This window comes from Variovorax endophyticus, assembly GCF_025376855.1.
Taxonomy (GTDB): domain Bacteria; phylum Pseudomonadota; class Gammaproteobacteria; order Burkholderiales; family Burkholderiaceae_C; genus Variovorax.
The window spans coordinates 19,360-33,825 of sequence record NZ_JAHUTH010000044.1 but is presented as its reverse complement, the minus strand read 5'-3'; the positions used below and the strand labels follow the sequence as shown (position 1 = coordinate 33,825).

The 14,466-nt window shown below is 70.0% G+C and carries 15 protein-coding genes; 11 read left to right on the top strand and 4 right to left on the bottom strand.

The genetic code is table 11. The annotated features are described in order from the left end of the window. Window positions 1–35: 35 nt before the first annotated feature. On the top strand, window positions 36–1,040 hold the full coding sequence (locus KV106_RS36815; RefSeq protein WP_261216891.1) for a LacI family DNA-binding transcriptional regulator: 1,005 nt from the start codon (window positions 36–38) through the stop codon (window positions 1,038–1,040). A gap of 15 nt (window positions 1,041–1,055) precedes the next feature. Here the strand turns inward: KV106_RS36815 and KV106_RS36810 are convergent, their stop codons facing one another. From KV106_RS36810 to gcvA, 3 genes are all read right to left on the bottom strand, one after another. After that, window positions 1,056–2,036 carry a tripartite tricarboxylate transporter substrate binding protein gene (locus KV106_RS36810; protein WP_261216890.1) on the bottom strand — a complete coding sequence of 327 codons (981 nt, stop codon included), beginning with the start codon at window positions 2,034–2,036 and terminating at the stop codon, window positions 1,056–1,058. Beyond that, window positions 2,033–2,926 (bottom strand): TauD/TfdA dioxygenase family protein, encoded by an 894-nt coding sequence (locus KV106_RS36805; protein WP_261216888.1) that lies wholly within the window; start codon window positions 2,924–2,926, stop codon window positions 2,033–2,035. The genes KV106_RS36810 and KV106_RS36805 overlap by 4 nt, the downstream gene beginning before the upstream one ends. A 106-nt stretch (window positions 2,927–3,032) precedes the next feature. Continuing rightward, window positions 3,033–3,929, bottom strand: coding sequence for a transcriptional regulator GcvA (gcvA, locus tag KV106_RS36800; RefSeq protein ID WP_261216887.1), 897 nt, complete (start codon window positions 3,927–3,929; stop codon window positions 3,033–3,035). Between the two features lie 99 nt (window positions 3,930–4,028). On the opposite strand from gcvA, the gene KV106_RS36795 reads away from it, so the two are divergent. Genes KV106_RS36795 through leuB form a run of 4 tightly spaced genes read left to right on the top strand, consistent with a single transcriptional unit; the run spans window position 4,029 to window position 8,232 of the window. Continuing rightward, window positions 4,029–5,015: a Bug family tripartite tricarboxylate transporter substrate binding protein gene (locus tag KV106_RS36795; protein WP_057593886.1), complete on the top strand. Its 987-nt coding sequence runs from the start codon at window positions 4,029–4,031 to the stop codon at window positions 5,013–5,015. A 44-nt stretch (window positions 5,016–5,059) separates the two neighbouring features. Further along, the gene (gene leuC, locus KV106_RS36790; RefSeq protein WP_057593887.1) at window positions 5,060–6,484 is read left to right on the top strand and encodes a 3-isopropylmalate dehydratase large subunit; all 1,425 of its coding nucleotides are present in this window, start codon (window positions 5,060–5,062) and stop codon (window positions 6,482–6,484) included. Between the two features lie 33 nt (window positions 6,485–6,517). Continuing rightward, window positions 6,518–7,135, top strand: coding sequence for a 3-isopropylmalate dehydratase small subunit (leuD, locus tag KV106_RS36785; protein WP_261216875.1), 618 nt, complete (start codon window positions 6,518–6,520; stop codon window positions 7,133–7,135). A gap of 23 nt (window positions 7,136–7,158) precedes the next feature. Next, window positions 7,159–8,232, top strand: a complete 1,074-nt coding sequence (leuB, locus tag KV106_RS36780; protein ID WP_261216867.1) for a 3-isopropylmalate dehydrogenase — start codon at window positions 7,159–7,161, stop codon at window positions 8,230–8,232. Window positions 8,233–8,266: 34 nt separating this feature from the next. Here the strand turns inward: leuB and KV106_RS36775 are convergent, their stop codons facing one another. Further along, the gene (locus KV106_RS36775; RefSeq protein WP_208513274.1) at window positions 8,267–8,488 is read right to left on the bottom strand and encodes a hypothetical protein; all 222 of its coding nucleotides are present in this window, start codon (window positions 8,486–8,488) and stop codon (window positions 8,267–8,269) included. A gap of 377 nt (window positions 8,489–8,865) precedes the next feature. Here KV106_RS36775 and KV106_RS36770 point away from each other — a divergent pair, with 377 nt between their 5' ends. Genes KV106_RS36770 through KV106_RS36745 form a run of 6 tightly spaced genes read left to right on the top strand, consistent with a single transcriptional unit; the run spans window position 8,866 to window position 14,457 of the window. After that, complete coding sequence (locus KV106_RS36770; RefSeq protein ID WP_057593891.1) at window positions 8,866–9,711, top strand: STAS domain-containing protein; 846 nt, start codon at window positions 8,866–8,868, stop codon at window positions 9,709–9,711. A gap of 11 nt (window positions 9,712–9,722) precedes the next feature. Continuing rightward, entirely contained in the window at window positions 9,723–10,097 is a 375-nt protein-coding gene (locus KV106_RS36765) for an STAS domain-containing protein (protein WP_057593892.1), read from the top strand. Then, window positions 10,087–10,491 carry an anti-sigma regulatory factor gene (locus KV106_RS36760; RefSeq protein ID WP_057593893.1) on the top strand — a complete coding sequence of 135 codons (405 nt, stop codon included), beginning with the start codon at window positions 10,087–10,089 and terminating at the stop codon, window positions 10,489–10,491. Before KV106_RS36765 ends, KV106_RS36760 begins: the two co-directional genes overlap by 11 nt. Next, window positions 10,482–11,519, top strand: a complete 1,038-nt coding sequence (locus tag KV106_RS36755) for an ATP-binding SpoIIE family protein phosphatase (protein WP_057593894.1) — start codon at window positions 10,482–10,484, stop codon at window positions 11,517–11,519. Before KV106_RS36760 ends, KV106_RS36755 begins: the two co-directional genes overlap by 10 nt. Continuing rightward, window positions 11,516–12,478, top strand: a complete 963-nt coding sequence (locus tag KV106_RS36750; protein ID WP_082321685.1) for a sensor histidine kinase — start codon at window positions 11,516–11,518, stop codon at window positions 12,476–12,478. Before KV106_RS36755 ends, KV106_RS36750 begins: the two co-directional genes overlap by 4 nt. Beyond that, complete coding sequence (locus KV106_RS36745) at window positions 12,475–14,457, top strand: hybrid sensor histidine kinase/response regulator (protein ID WP_261216862.1); 1,983 nt, start codon at window positions 12,475–12,477, stop codon at window positions 14,455–14,457. Before KV106_RS36750 ends, KV106_RS36745 begins: the two co-directional genes overlap by 4 nt. Window positions 14,458–14,466 lie beyond the last annotated feature (9 nt).

Below are 14,466 nucleotides of genomic sequence, written 5' to 3'. Positions count from 1 at the left end.
TAGAATCGCCGCATGGCATCTCCAGCGGCTTCTTCATGATCGGTTCCGGCGGCAGGCCCACCAGCAGGGACGTCGCGCGGCTCGCGGGGGTGTCGCAGGCGACGGTGTCGCGCGTGCTGCAGAACTCGCCGCTGGTGCAGCCGGCCACGCGCCAGGCGGTGCTCGATGCGATCGCGCAATCGGGCTATGCGCCCAACGCGGCCGCGCGCTGGATGCGCACCAGGCGCACCGGCATCATCGCGCTGGTGGTCGCCAATCTCGCGGTCAATCCGCTCTACCCGGCGATGCTGCAGCTGCTCTCGGCGGCGCTGCGCAAGCGCGGCCTCTCGGCCTCGGTCTACGAGGAAGAAGACTTCAGCGACGCGACCATGCGCGTGATGGTCGAGAGCGGCGTGGACGGCGTCATCACCACCACGGCCACCGAGGCCTCGCTGCCGCTGCTCGAGCGCATCGCGCAGAAGGTGCCGCTGGTGCTGCTGCACCGCACCGTGGGCTCGGATGCCTTCGACCAGTTCTCGAGCGACAACCGCGCGAGCGGCGCCTCGACCGCGGGCTTCTTCGTGGACCATGGGCGCACGCGTATCGGCCTGATCTCGGGCCACGACCTGCCGAGCACCTTGCGCGAGCGCGAGCAGGGCTTCGTCGAGGAGCTCGCGCGGCGCGGCGTCGCGTTGAGCCCGGGCGCGGTGGCGCGGGTGCCGAAGTTCTCCTATGCCGCGGGCCAGGATGCGGCGCGTGCGATCCTGCAGTCGGGCCGCGTCGATGCGATCTTCGGCGTCAACGACATCGTGGCGATCGGCGCGCTCGACGGCGTGCGCTCGCGGGGGCTCGCGGTGCCGCGCGACGTCTGGGTGGTGGGCCACGACGACGTGCCGATGGCCGCCTGGGACAGCATCGCGCTCACGACGGTCTCGCAGTCGCGCGAGGCGATGGTGGAGGCCGCCGTCGCGCGGCTGTGCGCGCGGCTCGACAACCAGCAGATGGAGCCAGCACGCGTGGTGCTGCCGCACGCGTTCATCGTGCGGGGCACGGCCGGCTGATCGACGCCTCGCGGCTCAGTCCAACGTGATGTTGTTCTCGTGGGCCACCTTGCCCCACTTCGCGACCTCGTTCTTCAGGTAGCTCGCGAACTCCTCGGGCGTCGAGCCGACGATGTCGGCGCCCATCGACGTGAGCTTGGCGGCCGTCTCGGGCTGCTTGAGGATCTTCACGATCTCGGTGTTGAGCCGCGCGACGATCTCGGGCGGCAGGTTGGCCGGACCCATCACGCCGCCCCACGAGTTGGCCTCGAAGTTCGGGATGCCGCCTTCGGCCACCGTGGGCACGGAGCTCAGCGCCGACGAGCGCTTGGCGCCGGTCACCGCGATCGGCTTGAGCAGCCCGCTCTTGATCTGCGACATGCCGCCGATCACGGTCGGGAAGATCACGCTCACGTTGCCCGCGATGGTGTCTTGCAGGCCGGGCGCATCGCCCTTGTAGGGCACGTGGACCATCTTGAAGTTCGCCATCGACTTCATCATCTCGCCCGCGAGATGGTTGGCCGATCCGTTGCCGGCCGAGGCATAGGTCAGCTTGTCGGGATGCGCCTTGGCATAGGCGATCAGCTCCTTCATCGAGTTCACCGGCATCGAGGGCTGCACCAGCACCACCAGCGGCACCACCGAGGTCAGCGTGATCGGCGTGAAGTCCTTGATCGCGTCGTAGGGCAGCTTGCGGTAGACGGCCGGGTTGATCGCGTTGGGTCCGAGGTTGGCCATCAGGATGGTGTAGCCGTCGGGCGCCGACTTGGCGACGTACTCGAGCGCGATCAGGCCGTTGGCACCGGGCCGGTTCTCGACCACGAAGGCCTGGCCCAGCGCCTCGGTGAGCTTCACGCTGAGCAGGCGCGCGGTCACGTCGGAGGCGCCGCCGGGCGGGTAGGGCACGACGAAGCGCACGGGCTGCTTGGCCGGCCAGGCCTGGGCCAGCGCGGCGGCCGAGAACGCGAGCGAGGCCACGCACAGGCCCGCGGCGCGCCACAGGGAGCGGGCCTTCATGCGGCCACCGCCGAGGGCGAGGCCGCGGGCAGCGGCAGGTCCAGCGTCGTGGTGCGCCGCAGCTCGCGCCGGTACTTCTTGTCGTCGAAGGGCCGCGCGCGGTGCATGGTGGTGCGGTTGTCCCAGATCACGAAGTCGTGCACCCGCCATTCGTGTCGGTAGATGAACTGCGGTTGCGTCGCATGCTCGCTGAGGTCGCGCAGGATCAGCCGGCCCTCGGGCACGGCCATGTCGACGATGTGCGAGGCATGCGAGGCGAGGTAGAGCGAGCGTCGCCCGGTGCGCGGCAGGGTGCGCGCCAGCGGATGCACCGCGCCCTTGAGCCGCTGCTTCTCTTCCTCGGAGAACTCGAAGCCCATGATCTGGCGCGAGTAGGCGATCGAATGGAAGACCTGCAGCCCTTCGATGGCGGCCTTCGTCGCGTCGTCGAGCGCGTCGTAGGCGGCGCGCATGTCGGCGAACTCGGTGTCGGCCCGCACCGGCGGCACCACGCGCGCCGACAGCATCGAGTAGCGCCCGGGCGGGTTCTCGAACGAGGCGTCGGTGTGCCACAGCCGATTGCTGATGGTGCTCATGCGCAGCCGGTGGTCGGCCGGCAGGATCTGGCCGTCGGCGCCGACGTTGGAGATGTCGGTCAGGGCCTCGTTGCCGAAGCGGTTCTTGGCGAGCACGGCGACCGAGGTCTTGCTGTGCAGCGTGCCGTCGAAGCGCTCGGCGAAGGCGAGCTGCTCCTCGTTCTCGAGCGGCTGGTCGCGAAAGACCAGCACCGCGTGTTCGTCCATGCCGGCGCGCAGCTGCGCGAGCGTGTCGGGGTCGGTCAGGGTGCGCAGGCTGATGCCGGTCACCTCGGCGCCCAGCACCGAAGGGAGTTTCTGGATGTGTAGTGTCATGGTGGAGTCGTCTTTGGGTACGTATTCATGAATACGTAGTCATTTTTGGCCGCATGGCCGCCGCGGCGCATCGGGGAAAGCCCGCGGCCCGGTCGGAACCCTTGTTTCAGCCTTCGGCGGCCGCCACTTCCTCGGCCATCCAGTGCTCGAAGTCGCGCACCCGCTGCGGCACCGGCCGGTCGGCGCGCCAGGCCATGAAGTAGCCGCCCTCGGTCGGCAGCCGCAGCGCGAGCGGCGCCACCAGCCGGCCGCTCGCGAGGTCGTCGCGCACGAAGGCCAGCAGACCCATCATCACGCCCAGCCCCTCGGCCGCCGCCTGGTAGGCCATTGCGGCGTTCTCGAACTTGAGGCCGCGGTGGGTATCGACGCCGCTCAGGCCCGCGGCCTCGAGCCAGGCCGGCCAGTCCTGCGGCCGGTTCAGCGAACTCAGCAGCGCGTGCTGCGCGAGGTCGGCCGGTTGCGCCAGCGGCGGATCGCGCTGCAGCAGAGCCGGCGCGCACACCGGCAGCAGCGTCTCGCGAAACAGCAGCCGGTAGCCCGGCCCCTCGGGCGGGCTGGGCTCGGAGTGGATGCTCACGTCCACGTCGTCGCGCTCGAAGTCGGTGGGCTTGTGCGAGGTGGTGATCTGCACGTCGATGCGCGGATGCCTGGCGTGGAAGCGCGCCAGCCGCGGAATCAGCCAGCGGATCGCGAAGGTGGGCGGCAGCTTGATGCGCAGCAGCCATTCGTCGGGGCTCTGCTGAAGCTGCCGCGTGCCGAGCTCGATCTGGTCGAAGGCCACCCGCATGCTCGCGTGGTAGCTCTGGCCCGCGGGCGTGAGCCGGATGCCGTGGCGCCCGCGCTCGAACAGCTGCACCTTGAGCCAGTCCTCCAGCGTGGCGATGTGCCGGCTCACCGCGCCCTGGGTCACGCAGAGCTCGTGCGCGGCGCGCGTGAAGTTGCCGCAGCGCGCGGCGGCCTCGAAGGCGCGCAAGGCATTGAGCGGTGGCAGGCGGCGTGTCATGGGGTCTGACTTTAGCTCATGCCTGCATGCGTTAATTGTGATTGCGGCGCCTTCCTCTGCGGGCCTAGGATGCGGCCACTACAAGACAGGAGACGCGCAATGATGAAGAAACTGCATGCCTGCACGATGGCCGCGGTGCTGTTCGCGGGTTTCGGCCCCACGCTGGCGCCGGCCCAGGACGCGGCCGCCAACTACCCCAGCCAGCCGATCAAGCTCATGGTGCCCTGGCCCGCGGGCGGCGGCGTCGACACCACGGCACGCATCGTGTCCGACATGCTCGGCCACCGGCTCGGCCATCCCTTCGTGATCGACAACCGCGCGGGCGCCGGCGGCAACATCGGCACCGAGCTCGCGGCGCGGCAGAAACCCGATGGCTACAACCTGCTGATGTCCTCGATCAGCCCGAACGCGGTCAATGCCAGCCTCTACAGCAAGCTCGGTTTCGATCCGGTCAAGGACTTCGAACCGGTGATCTACGTGTCGGCGGTGCCGAACATCCTGGTGGTGCCCGGCGACTCGCCGTTCAAGACCGCCAAGGACGTGATCGACGCCGCGCGCGCCAATCCCGGCAAGCTCAACTACGCCTCGGGCGGCATCGGTTCCTCGCAGCACCTGGCGGCGGTGCAGTTCGCCAGCGCGGCCAAGATCGACATCGTGCACGTGCCCTACAAGGGCACGGCGCCGGCCGAGGCCGACCTCGCGGCGGGCCATGTCTCGCTGATGCTCGACACCACCACCTGCCTGCCCTTCGTCGCCAGCGGCAAGATGCGCGCGCTCGCGGTGGCCTCGAAGAAGCGCAACCCCGCGCTGCCCGACGTGCCCACCTTCGACGAGGTGGGGCTGCCCGGCGTCTATGCCTCCTCGTGGTATGGCCTGTCGGCGCCGGCCGGCACGCCCAAGGCCATCATCGCCAAGCTCAATGCCGAGGCCAACGCGGTGCTCAAGTCGCCCGAGTTCCAGAAGCGCATGCTGGCCTTCGGCGCCGAGGTCGGCGGCGGCACGCCCGAGGAGTACGGCCGCTTCATGGCCAGCGAGACCAGGCGGTATGCCGAGATCGTGCGCATCTCGGGCGTGAAGCTCGATTGAACCCTGGCCCTGTCCTCTCTTCTTCCCACCCTTCCGACGATCCCATGTCCGCTTCCTCCGCTCCCCGCACCCTGTTCGACAAGATCTGGGAGCCGCATGTCGTGATGCAGCGCGACGACGGCCAGAGCCTGCTGTACGTCGACCGCCACCTGGTGCAGGACGGCTCCGCGCCGGCCTTCGAGATGCTGCGCCAGCGGCAGCTGCCGGTGCGCCGGCCCGAGCGCGCCTTCGCCACGCCCGACCACTACGTGCCCACCGGCTCGCGCGTGCTGGCCGACATCGCCGATGCCGAGAAGCGCGCGATGGCGCAGGCGCTGCACGACGACAGCGCGGCCGCGGGCATCCGCTTCTTCGGCCTCGAAGACATCCGCCAGGGCATCGTGCACGTGGTCGGCCCGGAGCAAGGCCTGAGCCTGCCGGGCAGCGTGATCGTCTGCGGCGACAGCCACACGGCCACGCACGGGGCGCTCGGCGCGCTGGCCTTCGGCATCGGCGCCTCGGAAGTGGCGCACGTGTTGGCCACGCAGACGCTGTGGCAGCGCAGGCCGCGCACGCTGCGCGTGAGCATCGACGGCCGGCTCGGCGAAGGCATGTCGGCCAAGGACGTCATCCTGGCCGTGATCGCGCGCATCGGCGCCGCCGGCGGTACCGGCCACGTGATCGAGTACGCGGGCGAGGCGATCCGCGCGCTCTCGATGGCGGGCCGCATGACGGTGTGCAACATGTCGATCGAGGCCGGCGCGCGCGCGGGCATGGTCGCGCCCGACGACACCACCTTCGAATGGCTGGCCGGCCGTCCCGAGGCGCCGCGCGGTGCTGCCTGGGACGCGGCATTGGCCGCCTGGCGCCGGCTGCCGAGCGACGAGGGCGCGGCCTTCGACAGCGAGGTGCGCCTGTCGGCGGCCGACATCGCCCCCATGGTCACCTGGGGCAACAGCCCCGAGGACGCGTTGCCGATCACCGGCCGCGTGCCCGATCCCGCGCAGGCGGCCAGCGCCGAACGGCGCGAGGCGATGCAGCGCACGCTCGCCTACATGGGCTTGGCACCGGGCCAGGCGCTGACCGATCTCGCGGTCGACCGGGTCTTCATCGGCTCGTGCACCAACGGCCGCATCGAGGACATGCGCAGCGCCGCCGAGGTGGTGCGCGGCCGGCGCGTGGCCGAAGGCGTCGAAGCCTGGGTCGTGCCCGGTTCGGGGCTCGTCAAGCAGCAGGCCGAGGCCGAGGGGCTCGACGCGGTGTTCCGCGACGCCGGCCTGCAATGGCGCCATGCCGGTTGCTCGATGTGCCTGGGCACCAATGGCGACCAGGTGGCCGCGGGCCAGCGCTGCGCCTCGACCTCGAACCGCAACTTCGTCGGCCGCCAGGGGCCGGGCTCGCGCACCCACCTGATGAGCCCGGCGATGGCCGCGGCCGCCGCCATCACCGGCCGGCTGACCGACGTGCGCGCGATCCCGCCGGCGCGCTGAAGCGCCGCTGCCACGAACCCACGCCCCGAACCCATGGAAGCCTTCACCTCCCTCGACGCGGTCGCCGCGCCGCTCGCGCGCATCAATGTCGACACCGACCAGATCGTGCCCGCGCTCTACCTGCAGAAGCCGCGCTCGGACGACTTCGGCGACTACCTGTTCCACGACGTGCGCCACGATGCCGCGGGCGCGCGCCGCGGCGACTTCGTGCTCAACGATCCGGTGTACGCGCGGGCGCGCATCCTGGTCGCGGGCCGCAACTTCGGCTGCGGTTCCTCGCGCGAGCATGCGGTGTGGGCGTTGCACGACGGCGGCTTTCGCACCGTGATCGCGCCGAGCTTCGGCGACATCTTCTTCTCGAACGCGCTCAAGAACGGCCTGTTGCCCGTGCGCCTGCCCGAAGACACGGTGCAGTCGATGCTGGCCGAACTCGCCGCAGCGCCCGGCGCGCGCCTGCGCGTGGACCTGCGCGCGCAGACCGTCACGCGGCCCGGTGGAGAGGTCGAGTCCTTCGCCGTCGATCCCTTCGCGCGGCATTGCCTGCTCGAGGGCCTCGACGAGATCGACTACACGCTGACCCAGCGCGCGCGCATCGAGGACTTCGAGCGGCGCCGCGCCGCCGAGGCCGCGCTGTCCCATTCCTCCCTCTGAACAGCTAGAAAAGGTTCCCAGACATGAAGATCGCAGTGATGCCGGGCGACGGCATTGGCCCCGAGGTGACCGCCCAGGCATTGAAGGTGCTGAAGGCCGTGGTGGGCACGGGCCAGCCGCTGGAACTCGCGCATGCCGCCATTGGCCAGGCCGGCATCGACAGCGCGGGCGACCCGCTGCCCGCGGCCACCAGCGAGATCGCGCGCAAGGCCGACGCCATCCTGTTCGGCTCGGCCGGCATGCCCGGCGACGAGGCCATCCCGTTCATGATGCGGCCCGGCGCGAGCCTGCTGCGCCTGCGCAAGGAACTGGGCCTGTTCGCGAACTTCAGGCCGGCCTTCCTGTTCCCCGAACTGATCGGCGCCTCCACGCTCAAGCCCGAGGTGGTCGAGGGGCTCGATATCCTGATCCTGCGCGAGCTCACGGGCGACGTGTACTTCGGCGAGCCGCGCGGCAGCGGCGTCAATGCCGCGGGCGAGCGCGAGGCCTTCAACACCATGCGCTATTCCGAGCCCGAGGTCGAGCGCATCGCGCACGTGGCCTTCCGCACGGCGCGCGCGCGCAAGGGCCGGCTGTGCTCGGTCGACAAGGCCAACGTGCTCGAGGTGATGCAGTTGTGGCGCGAGGTGGTCACGCGCGTGGGCGCCGAGTATCCCGACGTGGAGCTCACGCACCTGTTCGTCGACGCGGCGGCCATGCAGCTGATGCGCGCGCCCAGGCAGTTCGACGTGATCGTCACCGGCAACATCTTCGGCGACATCCTGTCCGACGCGGCCGCGATGCTCACGGGCTCGATCGGCATGCTGCCCTCGGCCTCGATGGCGGCCGGCAGCTTCGGCCTGTACGAGCCGGTGCACGGCACCGCGCCCGACATCGCCGGGCGCAACCTCGCGAACCCGCTGGCCGCGATCCTGTCGATGGCGATGATGCTGCGCTTCTCGTTCGGCCAGGCGGCGAACGCCGATCGCGTGGAGCAGGCGGTGCGCCGCGTGCTGGCCGATGGCCTGCGCACCGGCGACATCTACCAGGCTGGCAGCACGCGCGTGGGCACCGAGGAAATGGGCGACGCGGTGGTCGCGGCCCTGGGAAAGAACTGAAGGAGCCCGATGGACGGCAGGGCGCGCGCCCTGCCTACCAGAGCTTCCACCAGCGCGGTGGCGGCTTGCGGAGTTCGAGCGGGCGGGTGTCGAGCTCCAGGCCCGCCACCGGCATCGAGGGCAGGTGACGGCGCAACGTGCGCTCGAGTTCATGCGCCATGCCGCGTGCGCGCGCGTCGCCGCGCAGGGCGCGACGGCGCCATTCCGCAGCCTCTGCGGCCAGTGCATCCATGTCCATGTTGCTGATCTCCACCATGGCGCGATTGTCTCGTGCCCGGGCGTCGCTCATGTAGGCGCAAGCAGTACGTCGGCGTACGAATGGATACGCAGCGCGGCCTGGATCCCACACCGTGGCAACAAGAAGCCCGCCGCTATGTCAAAAGACATTGCGCGCCGGCGCGAAACCGGGCCCAGTCGAAGATCGCCTCACCCATCCTATATGTGGGATACGACCTACACGAGGATGCGGCATCGCTTGACTGATGCAGCTTCGTCGGCGCGGTCCGCCGACGGCTACGATCCCCGACGCGAACCAAATACTCAAATTAGGGAAGGGAGCCGCCGCGTGCATGATCGAATGCACGGGCGGTCGGTGGTGGGACCGCGAACCGTGCAAATACCGAGAGGAAATCCATGAAGAACGACCATGAAGCGTTGCGCGCGACGCTGCGCGAGGAAGAGAACGACGTCCTCGAGGGCTGGCTGGACGAAGCCCGCGTGAGCGAACCGGGGGCGCGTCGCTCCGCCAAGGCCGAGGGCGGCGAGCTGCTGCGCCAGCTCGACGGCGTTCTGGCCGCGGGCGGCGACGCCGCGCGCTTCGAGGCGGCCGAATGGGCACCGCTGCGCGACACGCTGGCCAACCTCTCGCGTACGCGCGCGGCCAAGGGCGAGTCGGCCGGCGACACCAGCCTGTTCGTGCTGGCGCTCAAGAAGCCGCTGTTCGATGCGCTGCAGCGCCGGCTGGCGAAGGATCCCGCCGCGCTGGCCAGCGCGCTGTGGACCCTGTCGGCCTCGGTCGACAAGCTCGCGCAGCACACGGTGACCACTTTCCAGCAGGCTCGCGAGGACATCATCCGCCGCCAGCAGGAGGAACTGCTCGAACTCTCGACCCCGGTCGTGAAGCTGTGGGAAGGCGTGCTGGCCGTGCCGATGATCGGCGTGCTCGACAGCGGCCGCACGCAGATGGTGATGGAGGCGCTGCTGCAGCGCATCGTCGAGACCGGCTCCGGCATCGCGATCATCGACATCACGGGCGTGCCCACGGTCGACACCCTGGTCGCCCAGCATCTGCTCAAGACCGTGACCGCGATCCGCCTGATGGGCGCCGACTGCATCATCAGTGGCATCCGGCCGCAGATCGCCCAGACCATCGTGCACCTGGGCATCGACCTGCAGGGCGTGCAGACCAAGGCCACGCTGGCCGATGCGCTCGCGCTGGCCCTGAGGCAGACCGGCTGGCGCATCGAGCGCATGGCCTGAGCGGAGCCGCCATGGACCGCATTCCCATCCTGCGCATGGGCGACATCCTTCTGGTGACGATCCAGGTCGACATGCAGGACCAGACCGCGTTGCAGCTGCAGGACGACCTGGCCGGCCAGATCGCCAAGACCGGCGCCTCGGGCGTGATGATCGACATCTCGGCGCTCGAGATCGTCGACTCCTTCGTCGGCCGCATGCTGACCAGCATCTCGGGCATCGCCCGCATCCTCTCGGCCACCACGGTGGTGGTGGGCATGCAGCCGGCGGTGGCGATCACCCTGGTCGAGCTCGGGCTCTCGCTTGAGGGCGTGAAGACGGCGCTCAATGTCGAGCGCGGCATGGAAATGCTGCGCCGCGCGCGCCTGGAGAACACCCTTGGCCGCTGACCCCACGGGCACGCTGCCGCTGCTCTCGGAGCAGAACATCGTGGCCAGCCGCCAGATGGTGCGCACGCTGTGCCAGGAGCTCAAGCTGTCGCTGGTCGACCAGACCAAGATGATCACGGCCGCCAGCGAGTTGTCGCGCAACGCGCTGATCCACGGCGGCGGCGGGCGCATGCGCTGGGAGTTCGTCGAGCGCAACGGCCGGCGCGGGCTGCAGCTGCACTTCGAGGACGAAGGCCGCGGCATCGAGGACATCGCCTTGGCGCTGACCGACGGCTGGACCAGCGGCAGCGGCATGGGCCTGGGCCTGCCGGGCAGCAAGCGGCTGGTGAACGACTTCGAGATCCAGTCGGCACCCGGTGCCGGCACGCGCGTGAGCATCACCAAGTGGAAGTGATCGCGGGCTGGACCCATCGAGCGTTTCCGATCGACGATGCCAGCCGCATCGGCGAGGCCCGGCGCCATGCGGCACTGGCCGTGGCCGAGATGGCCTGGAACGAAGTCGACGCGGGCCGGGTCGCGCTGGTGATCACCGAGCTCGGCACCAACCTGCTGCGGCATGCGCGCAAGGGCCGGCTGCTGATCGCTTCGCGGCCGCAGATGCACGAGCTCGAGATCGTCTCGATCGACGAGGGACCGGGCATCGAGAACCTCGCGCTGTCGATGCAGGACGGCCATTCCTCGGGCAGCACGCCCGGCACCGGCCTGGGTGCGGTGCGGCGGCTGGCCGACGAGTTCGACATCCATTCGTCGGTGCCCGAGGGCACGGTCTGCGTGGCGCGCGTGCGCGAGGCGCGCGGCCGCGGCGCGGCCGAGGTACCGGGCGCGCAGCGGGTGCAGATCGGTGCGCTGTGCCTTCCGGCGCCCTACGAATCCGTCAGCGGCGACGCGTGGGCGGCTTCGGTGTCGCCCGAGGGTGACCACTTCAACCTACTGCTCGTCGACGGGCTGGGCCACGGGCCCGAGGCGGCCAAGGCCGCGCAGGCCGCGACCGAGGCTTTCGCCGAGGCGCCCGGGCGCGAGGTCCGCGACGCGGTGCAGCAACTGCACCAGCGCCTGCAGACCACGCGCGGCGCGGCCGTGTGCGTGCTGAAGCTCGATACCGAGGGCGAGTCCATCGCCTGGTCGGGCGCCGGCAATATCGTCGGGCGCGTGCTCTCGGGCATCTTCGACAAGGGCATCCTGACCCAGCACGGCACCGCCGGCATGCAGATCCGCAAGCCCGAGGCCGCCACCATGGAACTTCCGCCGCATGCGCTGGTGGTGCTGCACAGCGACGGCATCGAGACGCGCTGGCAGGCCGACCGCATCCGGCCATTGCTGCAAAAGGACCCCACGCTGGTGGCGGCCGTGCTTTTGCGCGACCATACGCGTCACCGCGACGATGCGACGGTCGTGGTTCTGCGGCGAAAGGAATGGCGATGAGCAGCAGCGAACTCGACACCGCGCACGACACCGAGGCCTCGGCGCTAGCGCGCCAGCTGGCCGAGAGCCGCCAGGAGAGCGACGAGCTGCGCGCCGAACTCGAGGAAACCAACCGCGGCGTGGTGGCGCTCTATGCCGAGCTCGATGCGCAGGCCGAGCAGCTCAAGAAGGCGACCGAACTCAAGAGCCGCTTCCTCGCCTACATGAGCCACGAGTTCCGCACGCCGATCAATGCGATCCGCAGCATTACGCGCATCCTCAACGACCGCATGGACGGCCCGCTCACGCCCGAGCAGGAGAAGCAGGTCGGTTTCGTCGAGACCATGGCCTCGGAACTCGCCGAGATGGTCGACGACCTGCTCGACCTGGCCAAGATCGAGGCCGGCCGCGTGGAGATCTCGCCGGCCTGGTTTGAGATGGTCGACCTGTTCTCGGCGCTGCGCGGCATGTTCCGCCCGGTGCTCGGCAACCCGGCCACCGCGTTGATCTTCGAGGAGCCCGAGGGCCTGCCCAAGCTCTACACCGACGACCGCAAGCTGTCGCAGATCCTGCGCAACTTCATCTCGAACGCGCTCAAGTTCACGCCCGAGGGTGAGGTGCGCGTGACCGCGATGCGCGTGGGCGAGGATCGCGTGCGCTTCTCGGTGGCCGACACCGGCATCGGCATCGCGCCCGAGCACCATGCGGCCGTGTTCGACGACTACTCGCAGGTCGACTCGCCGGTGCAGAAGCGGCTGCGCGGCACCGGCCTGGGCCTGTCGCTGAGCAAGCAGCTCGCCACGCTGCTTGGTGGCCATGTCGAACTCGAGAGCGAACTCGGCAAGGGCTCGACCTTCTCGGTTACGCTGCCGGTGCAACTGCGGCGCCAGTCTGGCGCCGAGGCGCAGGACGGGGAGCGCGACTGGGGCTGGAACGGGGCGGGCGGCGCCGCGAACGAACAGCACGCGGGGCAGGCATGAACATCGACCCCGTCATCAACATCACCATCGACCGCTCGCAGCACACGGTGCTGGTGGTCGACGACAACCCCACCACCCGCTACGCCACCGCGCGCGTGGTGCGCGCGGCCGGCTTCCAGACCCAGGAAGCGGGCACCGGCGGCGAGGCCGTGCGGCTGGCGCCGAAGAACATCTCGGCCGTCGTGCTCGACGTGCACCTGCCCGATTTCAGCGGTTTCGAGGTCTGCCAGCAACTGCGGCTGCGCCCCGAGACCTCGACCCTGCCGGTGGTGCACCTGTCGGCGACCTTCGTGCGCAACGAGCACAAGGTGGCCGGACTCAACGCGGGCGCCGATGCCTACCTGGTGCATCCGGTCGAGCCGCCGGTGCTGATCGCCACGCTGCAGGCGCTGATCCGCGCGCGCATGGCCGAGGAGCGGCAGCGCGCGAGCGAGGCGCGCTTTCGCGCCATCTACGACCAGGCGCCGCTGGGCATCGCGCTGGTCGATGCGCGGGGGCGCATCGCCGACGTCAATCCCGCGATGGTCGGCATGCTCGGCCGCGCTCGCGAGATGCTGGTCGGCCAGGCGGTCAGCGCCTTCGCCCCGCCGGACTGGACCGAGTTCGTGCACCAACACACCGCGGAGAGCGGCGACCCGCTGCAGCCGGCGGCGACCTGGACCGGCGAGTTCCCGCTGCTGCGGCAGGACGGCACATGGGTCCGCCTCGAATGGACCCTGTCGACGCCGATCGAACCCGGCCTGCGCGTGGGCATCGCGCTCGACGTCTCCGAGCGCTTCGAACTCGAGGCGCGCCGCAGCGAGGTGCTCGAGCGCGAACAGGCGGCGCGCGCCTCGGCCGAGCGCCTGAGCCGCACCAAGGACGACTTCGTGGCCGTGCTCTCGCACGAGCTGCGCAACCCGCTCAATGCCATCGGTGGCTGGGTGCACCTGCTGAAGGTCGGCAACCGCGCGCCCGAGCAGATGGAGAAGGGCCTCAACGCCATCGACCGCAGCGTGAAGGCGCAGGCGCGCCTGATCTCCGACATCCTCGACGTCTCGCGCATCAGCTCGGGCAAGCTGCGGCTGCACCGCGAATGGGTGGACCCGGCCGCGCTGGTGACCGCCTCGATCGAGGCTTCGAACGCCGCCGCGGCCGCGAAGAAACTGGCGATCCGCTTCAACCAGGAAGGCGCCGAGCAGGCGGCCTGGCTCGACGGCACGCGCTTCCAGCAGATCGTGTGGAACCTGCTGTCGAATGCCATCAAGTTCTCCGACGAGGGCGGGCGCATCGTGGTCGACCTGGTGCGCAGCGGCGACCGGCTGCACCTGTCGGTGCAGGACTTCGGCCGCGGTATCGCGAGCGATTTCGTGCCGCACCTGTTCGACCGCTTCTCGCAGAGCGATTCGCCCGACAACCGTTTCCATGGCGGCCTCGGCCTCGGGCTGTCGATCGTGAAGAACCTCGCCGAACTGCATGGCGGGCAGGTCTCGGCGCACAGCGAAGGCGAGGGCAAGGGCGCGACCCTGCGCGTGTCGCTCGGCGTGGTGCCCGACGGCGACGGCGGGATCATCCTGCTCGATGCGCGCCAGGCCGCTGGCGATTCGCTTTCCGAGCATCTGCTCGCGGGGCTCGAGGTGCTGGTGGTCGAGGACAACGTGGATGCCAGCGAGATCCTCGCCGTGGTGCTTTCCGACGCGGGCGCGCTGGTGCGCATCGCGCCCGACTTCGACGGCGCGCTGCAGCTGCTCGACCAGAAGTGGCCCGACGTGCTGGTGAGCGACATCGGCCTGCCGGGGCGCGACGGCTACGACCTGATCCGCGAACTGCGCCAGCTCGAGGTCGCGCGCGGCAAGCCGCGGATCTTCGCGATCGCCCACACGGCCTTCACCCGGCCGCAGGACCACAGCAAAGCGACCGAGGCCGGCTTCGACGCGCACCTGGGCAAGCCGCTGCAGCCGCATGCGCTGATCGCGCTGATCAACCAGCGCCACGGCTGAGCGCGAGCG

What these genes read in the sequence shown, in the direction of transcription:
- KV106_RS36815 (WP_261216891.1), top strand. Translation starts at nt 36, where the DNA reads ATGATCGGTTCCGGCGGCAGGCCCACCAGCAGGGACGTCGCGCGGCTC.
- KV106_RS36810 (WP_261216890.1), bottom strand. Translation starts at nt 2,036, where the DNA reads ATGAAGGCCCGCTCCCTGTGGCGCGCCGCGGGCCTGTGCGTGGCCTCG.
- KV106_RS36805 (WP_261216888.1), bottom strand. Translation starts at nt 2,926, where the DNA reads ATGACACTACACATCCAGAAACTCCCTTCGGTGCTGGGCGCCGAGGTG.
- gcvA (WP_261216887.1), bottom strand. Translation starts at nt 3,929, where the DNA reads ATGACACGCCGCCTGCCACCGCTCAATGCCTTGCGCGCCTTCGAGGCC.
- KV106_RS36795 (WP_057593886.1), top strand. Translation starts at nt 4,029, where the DNA reads ATGATGAAGAAACTGCATGCCTGCACGATGGCCGCGGTGCTGTTCGCG.
- leuC (WP_057593887.1), top strand. Translation starts at nt 5,060, where the DNA reads ATGTCCGCTTCCTCCGCTCCCCGCACCCTGTTCGACAAGATCTGGGAG.
- leuD (WP_261216875.1), top strand. Translation starts at nt 6,518, where the DNA reads ATGGAAGCCTTCACCTCCCTCGACGCGGTCGCCGCGCCGCTCGCGCGC.
- leuB (WP_261216867.1), top strand. Translation starts at nt 7,159, where the DNA reads ATGAAGATCGCAGTGATGCCGGGCGACGGCATTGGCCCCGAGGTGACC.
- KV106_RS36775 (WP_208513274.1), bottom strand. Translation starts at nt 8,488, where the DNA reads ATGGTGGAGATCAGCAACATGGACATGGATGCACTGGCCGCAGAGGCT.
- KV106_RS36770 (WP_057593891.1), top strand. Translation starts at nt 8,866, where the DNA reads ATGAAGAACGACCATGAAGCGTTGCGCGCGACGCTGCGCGAGGAAGAG.
- KV106_RS36765 (WP_057593892.1), top strand. Translation starts at nt 9,723, where the DNA reads ATGGACCGCATTCCCATCCTGCGCATGGGCGACATCCTTCTGGTGACG.
- KV106_RS36750 (WP_082321685.1), top strand. Translation starts at nt 11,516, where the DNA reads ATGAGCAGCAGCGAACTCGACACCGCGCACGACACCGAGGCCTCGGCG.
- KV106_RS36745 (WP_261216862.1), top strand. Translation starts at nt 12,475, where the DNA reads ATGAACATCGACCCCGTCATCAACATCACCATCGACCGCTCGCAGCAC.